This window comes from Lysinibacillus zambalensis (genome assembly GCF_040183165.1).
GTDB lineage: Bacteria > Bacillota > Bacilli > Bacillales_A > Planococcaceae > Lysinibacillus > Lysinibacillus zambalensis.
On record NZ_JBEGDG010000018.1, the window covers coordinates 75,564 to 89,171 of the forward strand.

Genomic DNA, 13,608 nt, shown 5'->3' on the forward strand with positions numbered 1-13,608 from the left:
ATCCCTTCTTTTTTTAAAAAAGAAGGGATTTTTTTGATCTGCCTTGTGCGGGTGTTTCTTTTCTTGCGCGGGTGTTTCTGCTTCGTGTGGGTGTTCGCTCGTTTCACGGGGATTTGCTTCTCTTCCGTGGGTATCTCTTCTTCGCTCGGGATTCACTTCTCTTCCGCGGGTATTCGCCTTCCCTCCGCGGGTATTTCTTCTTCGACCGGGGATTCACTTCTCTTTCGCGGGTATCTCTTCCTCGCCCAGGCATCCGCTTTCCTTCCGCAGGGATTCACTTCCATTCCGCGGGTATCTCTTCTTCGCTCGGGGATCCGCTTCTCTTCCGCGGGTATTCGCCTCCCTTCCGCGGGTATCTCTTCCTCGCCTGGGTATTCGCTTCTCTTCCGCGGATATCTCTTCCTTCCGCGGGTATTCGCCTTCCCTCCGCGGGTATTTGCCTCTCTTCCGCGGGTATTCACCTTCCTTCCGCGGATATTCGCCTCTCTTCCGCGGGTATTCACTTCTCTTCCGCGGGTATCTCTTCCTCGCCTGGGGATTCGCTTCCCTTCCGCGGGTATCTCTTCCTTCCGCGGGTATTCACCTCTCTCCCCCGGGTATTCACCTCTCTTCCGCGGGTATTCCCCTTCCCTCGCATAAAAAAAAAGCGATTTCTGCTGTATATGCAAAAAATCGCTTTTACTTTATTTTATAGCGTCGAAACGTTTATAAGCTACTAATCTTGTAGACCAGTAAGAGTATGTAACGTCTGATACTTCAACACCGTCTGCTCCTGCATGGATAAATTTATTGTTGCCTATATAAATACCCATATGAGAGATACCCTGTTTATACGTATTTTCGAAGAATACTAAATCGCCGGATACCGGATTATTAACTTGTGTTGAATTATCGAAATAGCCTTCGCTACTGTTTCTGCCAATTTTTAATCCACCTTGATTAAAGGCATAGTAAATAAGGCCACTGCAATCTAGACCATCTGGTGTGTTGCCACCGTAGAGATATTGTGTTCCTACTAATGAATTCGCTACTTCTACTGTTTTCTTATTGATAGCTTGTCCATTGGCAGTAGGATCTTTTGATGTTCCTGCACCTGAAGATCCGTTATTATGTACTGTTTCATTTCCGGGTACTGAAGCTCCCGCAGATAATTTTAACACTTGTCCAATATAGATTGTGTCTGTCGCAAGCCCATTCCAATCTTTGATTTCCTTTACTAATATATTATATTGCTTAGCGATTTTGGATAAGGAATCGCCTTTAACGACTGTATGGGAAGTAGCTGTAGGTTTTGATGGTGTTGTTGTTGATGGATTTGAAGGTTTTGCCGTTTCGTTAGTCGTTTGTTTTGAAATTTCAAGCTTTTGTGCGACATAAATCATATCATTCTTTAAATTGTTCCAAGTTTTTATGTCTTGTACTGTTACTTTATGGCTTGAAGCGATTTTAGATAAAGTATCTCCTTTTTGTACGGTATAAGTAGCGGCTTCTGCACTTTGTAATGCTAAAAAAGAAGTAGCAATAGTTGTTAAAGCAAGGATTCTTAATTTTTTTGTCTTTTTCATACCAATTTGCCTCCATTCGTGCTAAAATATTTCCTTGTGTGTCTATCATACTAGATATTTTCGTAATCAGAAATCGGAAAAACTGACTATTTTTCAAACAATTTATGAATCTTAATGAATCCGACATATTCTGACAAATAATAAGAGATTATTGATTGCAAGAATAGTATTCGTATGATAACATACACTTCTGTATTTAAAATTTTTAGAAAGTTTAATCTTTTCAAATTTAAAGGAGTTTTAATTTTTATGAAAAACATTTTGCTTTTCATCAAAGAGAATCTAGCAGTAGGTTTACTATTATTTGCCTTGTTTTTAGGCGCCGGAAATATTATCTTCCCCCCATTATTAGGTCAACAAGCTGGTGAACATATAACGTCAGCAATGATTGGTTTCTTAATAACAGGTGTTGGGTTACCACTATTAGCCATCGTTGCGATTGCGAAGGCGGGTGGCGATCTACAAATACTAGCAAACCGTGTTGGCGCTACCTTTGGTATTATTTTCACATCAATTGTTTATTTAGCGATTGGTCCATTCTTTGCAGTGCCGCGTACGGGTTCTGTTTCCTATGAAATCGGAATTGTCCCATTTCTTCCAGAGGGAGCAGCAGATCATTGGGCACCACTTTTGATTACTTCTGTTATATTTTTCGCCTTAATACTAGTCTTAGCAATTAACCCTTCAAAGCTTGTTGATCGCGTTGGGAAAATTTTAACGCCTGTTCTATTAGGTGTTATTCTATTACTAGCTATTAAAAGCTTTATTTCCCCAATGGGTGAACCAGGGGCAGCTATAGGAAAATACACTTCGTCACCATTGACTGAAGGCTTTGTTCAAGGCTATTTAACAATGGATGTACTTAGTGCATTAGTATTCGGAATCGTTATATTGCAAGCATTACGCGACATGGGTATGTCAGATACTAAGAAGCAAGTCAAAACGACAATTTTCGCTGGTATTGTTGCCGCAATTGGCTTGTCGTTTGTCTATATCGCACTTGGACAAATTGGTAACACTAGTATTAATGCAATAGGCACTTTTGATAATGGTGGTACTATTATAGCGAAGTCAGCTGAAGCTCTTTTTGGTACACTCGGGACTATTATATTATCTGCCACAATTTTACTAGCGTGTATATCTACTGCTGTAGGTTTATTGACTGCCAATGCTCAATTTTTCAATAAACTATTTCCTAGTGTTTCGTATAAAACGTTTTTAGTAATTTTCACAATATTCAGTGCAGCAATTACTAACGTTGGTCTTGAAACAATTATTAGTGCATCACTACCTGTATTATTAATCATCTATCCACTAGCGATGGTGTTAATGGTTCTTTCACTTTTCGATAACTTCTTTAAAGGTGGAAAAATCGTTTACATTTTAGCATTAATTCCTACATTCTTCGTTAGTCTGAACGATGGTTTTAAGCAAATGGAGATTACGATTACACCGTATGTGAACATTTTAAAAGCTTTACCATTATATGAACAAAGTCTAGCATGGCTTGTACCTGCAATAGTCGGTGCACTTATCGGCTTTGTTATTCATAAGCTAACAAAAAAATAAAATATCTTCATCTATAAGATAACTAGAATCTGCTTTCCTTTTTTTGCGAATGTCCTTTACCTTTTCGCAAAAAGCTAGCAGATTCTTTTTTGTAGGAAATCCCGTCCGTTGCGCGAAGAAGGAAAAATGTCACCTACAACTTTGGTGATAAGCCCTATTACAGTTATATGGAAAATCATGTATACTAAATATTAGAAAAGAGGTGTCCTATGAAAAGAGTATTGTGGTCATTTGTATTCGTTCTAAGCTTTTTCATCTTTCCGTTAACAAACGCTTCTGCTGCAAGCAATGAACAACAGCTTGTAAAGGAAATTAAGGAAATTATTACGGAAAATTACGTGGGAACTATCCATGGAAATTTGCAAAAGGCTAAAACGATTCCTGAAATCCTTGAAATGCTAGATCCTTATTCTACATATTTTACGAAAAAGGAATTCGAGGAATTTATCAATAGCATCGATCTATCAACAATTGGGGTTGGTGTGATTATCGAAGAACATGAAGATGGCATTCATATTTTACAAGTGTTTGAGGGTAGCGGTGCATCAGATGCAGGTGTCGTTGCTGGAGACATTATTACTGCCATTAACGGACAATCCGTTGTAGGAAGCTCCACGCAAGAAGTCTCATCCCTATTAATTGGTGATGAAAATACTAAATTAGGCGTGACACTCCAACATGCAGATGGTACAACTTCTACCACAACGATTACACGAAAAAAATTCACATTACCGAATGTGGAATCTACATTACTATTTGGGAATGTTGGATACATTGCTATGTCATCCTTCTCTGAAGACGGTGCAGAGCTTGTAAAGAAAGCACTAATTCAGTTAAAACAGAGTGGTGCAACTTCTTTTATCTTGGATTTACAAAACAACGGTGGAGGCTATGTAACAACGGCTCAGGAGATTGCAGGGTTTTTCCCAAAAGCAAAAATCGCCTTTTTACTGGAAGAAGCGCATGCCAATTATAAAGTGCGTGCAGTCAATCAAGACGAAAAATTCCCTGCTGATACACGTATTCTTGTAAACCGCTATAGTGCTAGCGCCTCTGAAATGTTAGCAGCAACATTGCAAGATCAGCAATCTGCTATTTTATACGGAGAAACTACATACGGAAAAGGCTGTATGCAGGGCTTTTTTGAACTGCAGGATGGTAGCTATTTAAAGCTTACAATCGGTAATTTTACAGGTCCTTTAGGGAAAACAATTAATGAGGTCGGTGTAAAACCGAACATTCAAACTAAGACTGCCCCTATTTTCCAGGCACATTATGACGCAATCAAAGCACAATATACAAAATATAAAGAGCTGGCAAGCTTAAAAAATGTTGCGGATCCTAAAACTTTAACAGTGAAAGTTCCTTATACACTTTCTTCACAAATGTCTGAGGATAAGGTTCAGCTAATTGCTTTAGGTGGTAATGAAGTGCCTATGACAGCTAAAGTAGATGGTCGTTCATTAATCGTAACCCCATCAAAACCTTTATCTGCTGGGCGAGAATATATGATTCTTGTCCATCCAAAAACACAAAATGCTAACAAAGCACCACAAGGTTTTTATCAGCGTATAATAATGAAAAAATAAAAAATGCCTCTCACCATTTAAGTAGCTTCATTACTTAATGTCGGTGGGAGTTTTTTCTATTATTGCATTAAAATTACTGGCTGAAGATATATACACTAACGTCTCACTCATCAAATACTTTACCAATCCGCTAAACGCAAATGTCCTTCACCTTATTGTCTATCCAACTATTTCTATTAACATAGCTCAAAAGTATAGTTATTGGTAAATTTTGATTGGCATATTTTATGTTATTTCTAACATTTGACCCTTATCTTAATTCTCCAACTTTGGTAAAATAATAGAAGCTTAGGAGGGTTAAAACTATGAAAAAACTATCAATGTTAACGGTGGTGTTAATGGCACTTGTTAGCATGCTTATTTGGCAACCAAACATGGCATATGCTGATGAGCTCTCAGGACATATGCATGAAAGTGGTTTACGCTATTTAATTTCCAAAGATGCATTACTGCAAGATGCAAATGGAAGCTATCGTCCAAACGACACTGTCACGCGCGGAGAATTTGCTACTTACATAGCAAAGGCTTTAAACCTTGAGAAAAAGGATAATATTACTTTCACAGATGTCCCAGATACATATTTATTTGCGAGTGATATTAAGCTTGCTGCTTCTGCTGGGATTATCACAGGTTATACAGATGGTTCGTTTAAACCAAATGCCCGTATTTCAAGAGAACATATGGCAGTTATGCTAATTAGAGCTGTTGATTATTTAAAAATCCCAAAAGGTACACCATCCACTACTTTTATGGATAATGCAGCTATTTTTAAAGACTTCCGCCAAGACATTGCTATCGGAGCAGATTTAGGGCTTATTAAAGGTAGCTCCAATGGAATGTTTTTACCAAAAGATAACGCCACAATTGGCGAGGCCTCTACATTTGTACTTCGCTTAATACTTCTAGCGGACGATGTTAAAAATGATGGTGGTAACACTAATAACAACGGAAACAACAACAACAACAATAACGGCAATAATGGGAACAACAACGGTGATACTGGTAATGGTAACTCTACTAAGTTCATCGTAAAAGAAATTTCAAATGGCAATCTTGTAGGAAACGAAGCCTTTTCTAGCTTTGATGCTGCTGAAAAAGCCTTGTCAAAAAATACACTTGTCATTACGCTAAATGATAAAATTATGAAAATGTCATCTGGTTATGTTGTAACCAATAATTATGTAGCCCTTAAATCTGAAACAATTAAAGATCAAATTTCTGTTGCTGCTAATACAGAAATGCAGTATTTAGGTAGTGATGCGACACAAGTAAAAGTTAGTTTAGCAGGTCAGGTTGGGTATTTAAAACATGCCGATGTTACATTAATCCCATCTGCTTTAAGTAAGGGTCGTTCTTACTATTCAAACGAGAATGGTGAAATTAAACATACTTTATATGATTATAAATCAAATAAATACTCTTCTAGCTATGTATATGGAAAAGCTCCAGACTTCATGAAGCAGGGCGAAAAGTACTTTAGCTGGAATGGCATTAATTTCTATAATGCTAGTGGCTCTTCAAAAGGTGAAGCTTATAATTACTATCAATTTTTACCTGCACGTGCCCAAACTCAATATACTGCAGCAGAACTAGATAATTACATTATGCAAAAGTTAGCTGAGGTTGAAAGTTCAGGGGCTAGTCTTTATAAAAATGCGACACAGAAAAGTAAGTTAATCGGTTTAGGGAAAGTATTAAAAGAAGTAGAAGCAAATGCTCACATTAATGCTATGCTTATTTTATCGCTTGCCCAGCATGAAAGTGCATATGGTATGAGTGACCATGCTCAAAATCTTAACAACTTATTTGGTTTATATGTATATGACACGAATCCACTAAATAAAAAGTTTGATAGTGTTGCAGCCAATATTAATGAACTTGTTGAAAAGTTCTTGCAGCCTAATTACATTACACCAGGTGGCCCTTACACGAATGGTGCAGTAGTTGGTTCTAAGGAAGTCGGCTTTAATGTGAAGTATGCATCTGATCCATTTTGGGGTGCTAAAATTGCTGGACACTACTACCGTGCCGAAAAAACTTTAGGCTTTAAAGATGCAAAAAATCCATACAAAATTGGTCGTACGACAACAACTGGCCTAAATGTTCGTCCAGATGCATCAACAAGTCAAAGTCCACTTTACACATATAATAAAAGCGGTATGCCCGTTATTGTAACCGATACGAATGTTAATGGTTGGTATGAAGTACTTTCTGATAAACTCCACACACAATCAGCCTACATCAATAAAGAGTATGTTCAATTCATTAATACCGTGAAGTAGCAATTAGAGGCTGTCTCCGAATATTTTCGGGGCAGCCTTTTTCGTTAGTTATTATCTTTACTAAAACCGATGGCAAATTGAATGATTCTATCAATTATGTCGGCATTGTGCTTAGGCCTGTATGAGGCCGTCACGCTGACTCTCCTATCGGTAATGCCACAGGCCATCGTTTTGGTTAGTTAGCCGTTACCGTATGAACACGGCGATTTTTTGGCTAACATCCTTTATAAGGACAGAGCCTATTAAGGCTATCCAAGAACAACCCACCTCAAATGTGTAGGTTACATATAAAAGTAGTTAATCTTGTCAAAGATAAAATAGCTGCTTTTTTATTTCTTTCTTCTTACGATTATACACATTTAATACGTTCTCAAGATTATCTTCCAAAAGATACATTAGAGGTTTGAAAGTTTAAAACGGATTTAGTGGTTTACTGTTACTATGGCTGATTGGCACTTCTTTTAAGGCGTAAAAGATAGATTAAGGTGTTGAGAAAAACATAAAAGAATGATAGACTTTTGAATGGAAATACAGTAAATAATTACTATACGAAAGAATATTACTAATAAAAATACAACATCAAAATTCAAAATAAAGCTACGTAGCAATTATTTTACTATGTTTCTTTTTAAGTGGTCTAGGAATATATCGTAAATTCACACAATATATACATACATGTTTTACCACAGGTATACTAGTGAAAGAAGAAATAGTTTTCGTTAAATATTTAAAAGGGGTTCAATCATGAAATTCAAATTTTTAATGTTAAGTGGCTTAGGAGCTGCATTACTTGTAGGATGTTCAGATACCGAAACAAAAGATGGGAAAGAGTTGAAAAATACACAATCCGAACTTTCTCAAGAAACAGTTACAAATCAAAAAGTCGTGGAATTAAATAATATAAGAAACGGTTTGCTTGAATTTGTTTGGGATTACAATGGATACGGGAGTTACAATTTTGAAGACACAACAGTCGTTGTTAATGCTAAATTACCAACAGAAGAAGATCGTAGACAAGAATTGAAACGAACTTATCAACACTTAAGCAATCTAAGAGCGATTGATGATGAAAAACTGCAAAATTATCAGGCTTCTTTAAAGGACGCTGCGATTCAATTAAACGAGAAGAAATTAGAGCTAATTGAATTAAAACCTAAAGTTTTTAAAGATGGTGGATACGGTCTTATGCTTAAAGCAGAACCTTTAGAAAAAGATTTAACTCGTTACAAAGAATTGTTAAATGAACTCATCAAAATAATTGATGCTGAAAAAGAAAATATTTTACGATTGGAAATTGCTATCGTGAATACTTTTGATATTTCCGAAGAAGATGTGAAGGATTTCATAGAATATAAAAAAATGATTCCAAAACACTTAAAAGACAAATACTCTCTTCATTCAGAAGATATATGGAATATAACTCATAAACCAATGTTACCGCCTGAGAAATATACCGATTTATTGGCATATACAAGTGATGTGAAAGCAATTTTAGAAGATAAATTAGAAAATAAATATGCTAAAAGAGATTATGAATTCATCAGTCAATTGAAAACTATTGAAGAATATAAAAATATACTTTCAGAGTATAAAAACAATTTAAACGAAGAGACTTTTAAAGATTATTATCAAGCTTCTTTATCGATTCATAATTATTTAGTCGCAAAAGATTCTTTCCTTTTAACTGATTTAGACTTAACAACGTACTATGAATTTACTAATTATGAAGGACAATTCTACAGTTTGAAATTATTCTAAGAAAATAAGCACTTCAGTAAACAATAATACCCCCGCTTTCTTAGAGTAATGGTTGTACTCTATAAGAGAGTGATTGAAGAGAAAGTTTATTTGAAATTAGTAAATCTAACTGAACGAATAATAAGAATGTATATGAGCCCCTTTCTCTTATCTAATCAGCTCTCACGACTACCTGAACACTCCCCTAACCTCCTCGAGGCTTTGCCCCCTCTTCTTAGCCCAAAACAAAATATATTTATCTATACATAAAAACCTACATGCAAACATAAAAATAATCAGTGAGAAAAATATATCTATCATATATCAACTATGCCAGGTTAAAGACTATCTTCATAGAGCCCTATCTTTCCTTAACAATAAAAAAACTGTCCCAAAAGTGAGTTAATCACTTTAGGACAGTTTCTATGTTGATCAATTATTGCTTTTTGTAGTATTGCTCAATTCCGTTATAGATAGAATCTGCAAATTTATTTACATTTTCATCAGTTGTCATTTTTTGACGATCTCCATCATTCGTTAAGAAGCCAAGTTCCACTAAAATGGATGGAATGCTCATATTATTAATCACATAGTATGGATATTGCTTAACGCCACGATTCTTCATATTTAAATTGTTTACAATTTGATTATTTACAAAAGTGCCTAAGTCAATATCCTCCTGATACATATCTCCTGATGAAATAGAATAATATGTTTCAGTACCCGATGCTGAGGTATTGGAAGCAGAGTTTACATGCACACTTACGAAAATCTCACCATAGTTTGCATTTGTAAAATCTACTCGACCTTGTAAGGTAGGGAACGTATCAGCAGTACGAGTCATGTACACTTTTGCGCCAGCATTCTCAAGCTTTTGCTTAACTAGTGTGCTCACTTTTAATGTAATGTTCTTTTCAGAGAAAGAACCTAGTACTGTCCCTGGATCCTTACCACCATGACCTGGATCTAGGATAATAATACGATTTTGCAACGGTTTGCCATTTTGATTTAATAATTTTAAATACGATTTATGGACATAACCTGATTTACCATTGTATTCGATGCTTGCCCAATAACCATTAATTCCATTAACTTTAACAGAGTCGCCCTTGTTAAGCTTAAATAGCACTGTAGAAGTTGCATTTGCTTCACTACGGACATTTAGGTTTCCAACAGTTGCTCGTCCTAATACATCACCTGAAGCTGTAGGTGGTGTTGTAGGTGGAGTTGGATTAGTTTGTTCGTCTTTACCCGTTTCTGTTGTGCTGTTCGCTACAATGTAACCTGGTAAACCATTTACTTGCGTTAAATGATAGCCGCCAGCAGTTTTGTAAACTGGTAATTTTACATTCGCTTTAATAGTTTGAATGACTTTTGCTGAAGAAGTTGGTTTGACATATAAGTTAATAGCTCCATTAGATGTCACTTCTTTTTGGACAGCCCCTAATTCATTGCCATCTGCATCTAAAAATTGTGCATAATCTTTATAAAGATAAGCATATGCACCTTTATATGTTACTTTCAGCCATTTGCCCTGAACTTCATAAACTGATAGTTTGCCGCCTTTATTAACTATACCAACAATGTTAGTATTTGAAGAACTATCCGCTGTTTTGCGGATGTTTAGACCATCTGTCGTTACTTTGACTAGCCCAATAACCTCTTTTGTATCAGGTACAGATGACCCTTTTACTGGTAACTCTAAACGATATTTCTCACTTTTTGCACGTGCTACAAATAATGAAAAATGCGCACGTGTAACAGTACTATTTGGTAAATAATTTTTACCACTACCATTTGTAATACCATTATAGTAAATTGTATTTACATATTTAACGTAAGGGTGTGTAATACTTACGTCAGCAAATGGTGAATCTAAGTTTTCATATTCACTTGTGTCTAAGTTAAATGCCTTTGTTAATACATGGCTCATTTCATCACGAGTGATAGCCTTTTTTGGTAAGAATTTGCCTTGTGTATTCGTTGAAAAGAACCCTAATTGCACAGCTCTTTCGATATAACCTGACATTTCAGTACCTACTGTTACATCCGAAAAACTTGATTTGTTTACGACTAATGGTTTATTACCAGAGGCAACGACAACCATTTTTGCCACTTGTTCACGTGTTACAGACTCATTTGGACCAAAGACTCTTTTCCCATTTACAAAATATCCTTGGATAACACCCAAGCTCACTAAATAATTGATTTCTTCATAAGCTTCGTGATTTTTGGAGATATCTGCAAATGTTACATTTGTAGTTGTATCTGCCATTACACTATCACTATGTATAGTAAACATAGAAGCTGAAATGAATAAGACGCACAACAAAATAAGACTACTTTTTTTAAGATTCAATGTCTTATTTCCTCCCTTCCTGTTCTCTTAACGTATTCATTTTAACAAAATTAACTAAACAAATCATCATCTGACAGCACTTTTTATGTTTATTTTTTCCAATCACTTCCTTTTCAGTGAAATTATCATAAAAATAGAAGAGTCTGCAATTGCAAACTCTCCTCTAATTATAAGCTATTTAAAAGATCTTTTCTTGCAATCAATGCATCAATGAAAATATTATCTAGATTGTAATCTTTCAATAAACATTTTTAGCTCTTTAATTTTTAGTAATTCATCCATACCAAAGTTGCCATTGCCATCTCCATTAGTAACACCGTTCGATGCAAGAATAGAAACATATTGATTAGCCCAGCTATCTTGTGGTACATCACTAAATGTTACTTCTTGACCAGCATTCTCAAGTCCGAACGCTATAACTAATACTTTCGCAATTTGTGCACGAGTAATTGGTGAAGATGGATTGAATTTACCACTTGCATCACCTTCAAAAATACCTAATTTTGCAACAGCTGCAATAGCACCTGCATGCTCATACGTTGGTTTTATATCGACAAAACCACTATTTTTGTCAGATGTATCTAAGTTTAAAGCTTTCGCAATTTGTGAAGCAGCTTCCGCACGTGAAGCATATACTGTAAAATCAATTGCTACTTTCTTTACTTCAGCTTGTTGTTCTTCGTCAAATGTAGCAACTCGTTTAGCGCCAATGTAGCGAGAACCCCAATAATATGGATCATTTACGTTTGAATAACTAACACCTTGGTTAGTTTGAGAGTGGATCATTTTACCGTCACCTATGTATATAGATACATGTGAGACACCTTTGCCACTTGTATTGAAAAATAGTAAATCTCCAACTTGAAGATCACTTTTAGCAACTGCTGTCCCTTGTTGGTATTGAGCGCCTGATGTGCGGTTTAATGTGATGCCTAAATCTGCAAATACTTGCGAAGTAAAGCCAGAGCAATCAAAACCGCTTGTAGTTGTCCCACCGTATTTATATGGAATGCCTAAATATTTAGAAGCTGTATCAGTGACTTCAGTTTGAGTCGCTGCTTCAGCTGAATCTATATGAGTTGTAGAAAATAACATGAAAGATGCAAAAATCGGTAATAACCATTTTTTCTTCATACTTTTGTTATACCCCCTCTAAACTTTTTTGCCTATACATAGACTATCATAAAAGGGGGTATTTTAATTTTTCAATTGTGTAACGATTTCCGGAATAAACAAAAACGCTGATATACCAACGTTTTTTGGCATCATCAGCGTTAAAAATGGAGAAATTTTATTGGTTATTTATAGCATCCGTAACATAAATGTAACATTAGCAACTCTTTGTTACATAACCATTTATTTACTCGAAAATAGTTGAACCCAATAATAATTTCCTTGGCGGTCCTGTGTAACCGCAACACCAGTATTTGTATAATGCTCCTTCATAATATTATCTCGATGATCAGGAGAAGCCATCCATCCTTTCACAACGGTTTCTGGCGATTTGAAATACCTTGCAATATTCTCACCGAAGCTCGTGTAAGAATAATCAAATAATGTCGCTAAATCCCAAGGAGCACCATAATAAGGAGAAATATGTTCAAAATAATTGCGTTTAACCATGTCCTGGGCTTTTATAATTGCGATTTGTGTCAGTTCCGAATCATAGGTAACAGGAGCTAGTTGGTTTTCTTCCCGTTCCACATTGATGAGCCGAATGACCTCTTTTGACCAAGCTGTCGAAAGATTTAATGTTGGTATATAATCCTTTGCTAAATAATCATAAGCCACTTCAAGCTTCTTTACTTTTTGCTGAAAATTTATACTACGTTCAACAAAAACTGCTGTTTGAGCCCGTGTCACTAATTTGTTGGGTGCAAAATGCTTGGCATCTACTCCGCCAATAATTCCTATGTCCGTTAGTGATTCGATATAGTTTTTTGCCCAGTGTGTAGCAGGAACATCATCAAATTTACTTTTATTTTTACCATCCACTTTAAACTGATAGGCTAGTGCTAGCATTTTTGCAACTTCCGAACGCTTTAAAGGCTCATTTGGATGAAAGGCATCACTATTTTGTAAAACCCCTATGCCTACAAGTTTCTGAATTTCCTTGTAATAGGGATGTGTAGCAGGAACATCTTTAAAGTGTAGTGAAATCGAAGTATCTGTGTTTGTTTGAATAGACCGAGCAATTGCAGATGCAGCCTCTGCCCTCGTAATAGCTTGGTCCGGCTTAAATGTATTGTCAGTATATGTAGTCATATATTGCTTCGACAGCATATGTTGAATTGACGAACTTGCCCAATATGAACTAGACACATCACCAGCGATGTTGGATGCTGCGTCCGCCTTACTAATCCCAGATAAATTTCCAATAGTTGTAGCTTGTAAAACAATTGAAAGTACCAATATACTTATCACCCTTTTAAACATGGCTACCTCCTATATTTAAATTATTTTAAATTATACCCCTCAAACACGGAAATAAAACTCCCTATTACATA

9 protein-coding genes are annotated in these 13,608 nt (G+C 36.0%); 4 read left to right on the forward strand and 5 right to left on the reverse strand.

Features of this window, described 5'->3' with window-relative positions; genetic code table 11:
- Positions 1-152: 152 nt before the first annotated feature.
- Positions 153-668: a hypothetical protein gene (locus tag ABNX05_RS19745; protein ID WP_349661270.1), complete on the reverse strand. Its 516-nt coding sequence runs from the start codon at positions 666-668 to the stop codon at positions 153-155.
- A gap of 15 nt (positions 669-683) precedes the next feature.
- Complete coding sequence (locus tag ABNX05_RS19750) at positions 684-1,565, reverse strand: C40 family peptidase (RefSeq protein ID WP_349661271.1); 882 nt, start codon at positions 1,563-1,565, stop codon at positions 684-686.
- Between the two features lie 249 nt (positions 1,566-1,814).
- Here ABNX05_RS19750 and brnQ point away from each other — a divergent pair, with 249 nt between their 5' ends.
- The 4 genes from brnQ to ABNX05_RS19770 all read left to right on the forward strand — a co-directional run bounded on the left by brnQ (position 1,815) and on the right by ABNX05_RS19770 (position 8,763).
- The gene (brnQ, locus tag ABNX05_RS19755; RefSeq protein WP_349661272.1) at positions 1,815-3,134 is read left to right on the forward strand and encodes a branched-chain amino acid transport system II carrier protein; all 1,320 of its coding nucleotides are present in this window, start codon (positions 1,815-1,817) and stop codon (positions 3,132-3,134) included.
- A gap of 209 nt (positions 3,135-3,343) precedes the next feature.
- A complete protein-coding gene (locus ABNX05_RS19760; RefSeq protein ID WP_349661273.1) occupies positions 3,344-4,723 on the forward strand; it encodes a S41 family peptidase in 1,380 nt (459 codons plus the stop codon).
- A 305-nt stretch (positions 4,724-5,028) separates the two neighbouring features.
- Complete coding sequence (locus ABNX05_RS19765) at positions 5,029-7,005, forward strand: S-layer homology domain-containing protein (RefSeq protein ID WP_349661274.1); 1,977 nt, start codon at positions 5,029-5,031, stop codon at positions 7,003-7,005.
- Positions 7,006-7,749: 744 nt separating this feature from the next.
- Positions 7,750-8,763, forward strand: coding sequence for a hypothetical protein (locus ABNX05_RS19770; protein ID WP_349661275.1), 1,014 nt, complete (start codon positions 7,750-7,752; stop codon positions 8,761-8,763).
- Positions 8,764-9,178: 415 nt separating this feature from the next.
- Here the strand turns inward: ABNX05_RS19770 and ABNX05_RS19775 are convergent, their stop codons facing one another.
- From ABNX05_RS19775 to ABNX05_RS19785, 3 genes are all read right to left on the reverse strand, one after another.
- Positions 9,179-11,101, reverse strand: a complete 1,923-nt coding sequence (locus tag ABNX05_RS19775; protein ID WP_349661276.1) for an N-acetylmuramoyl-L-alanine amidase — start codon at positions 11,099-11,101, stop codon at positions 9,179-9,181.
- Positions 11,102-11,320: 219 nt separating this feature from the next.
- Positions 11,321-12,235 carry a C40 family peptidase gene (locus ABNX05_RS19780; protein WP_349661277.1) on the reverse strand — a complete coding sequence of 305 codons (915 nt, stop codon included), beginning with the start codon at positions 12,233-12,235 and terminating at the stop codon, positions 11,321-11,323.
- 222 nt (positions 12,236-12,457) lie between these two features.
- Complete coding sequence (locus tag ABNX05_RS19785; RefSeq protein ID WP_349661278.1) at positions 12,458-13,537, reverse strand: CAP and S-layer homology domain-containing protein; 1,080 nt, start codon at positions 13,535-13,537, stop codon at positions 12,458-12,460.
- Between the last annotated feature and the right edge of the window lie 71 nt (positions 13,538-13,608).

Coding starts and splice junctions, on each gene's coding strand:
- ABNX05_RS19750 (WP_349661271.1), bottom strand. CDS start 1,565: ATGAAAAAGACAAAAAAATTAAGAATCCTTGCTTTAACAACTATTGCT.
- ABNX05_RS19780 (WP_349661277.1), bottom strand. CDS start 12,235: ATGAAGAAAAAATGGTTATTACCGATTTTTGCATCTTTCATGTTATTT.
- brnQ (WP_349661272.1), top strand. CDS start 1,815: ATGAAAAACATTTTGCTTTTCATCAAAGAGAATCTAGCAGTAGGTTTA.
- ABNX05_RS19765 (WP_349661274.1), top strand. CDS start 5,029: ATGAAAAAACTATCAATGTTAACGGTGGTGTTAATGGCACTTGTTAGC.
- ABNX05_RS19760 (WP_349661273.1), top strand. CDS start 3,344: ATGAAAAGAGTATTGTGGTCATTTGTATTCGTTCTAAGCTTTTTCATC.
- ABNX05_RS19770 (WP_349661275.1), top strand. CDS start 7,750: ATGAAATTCAAATTTTTAATGTTAAGTGGCTTAGGAGCTGCATTACTT.
- ABNX05_RS19785 (WP_349661278.1), bottom strand. CDS start 13,537: ATGTTTAAAAGGGTGATAAGTATATTGGTACTTTCAATTGTTTTACAA.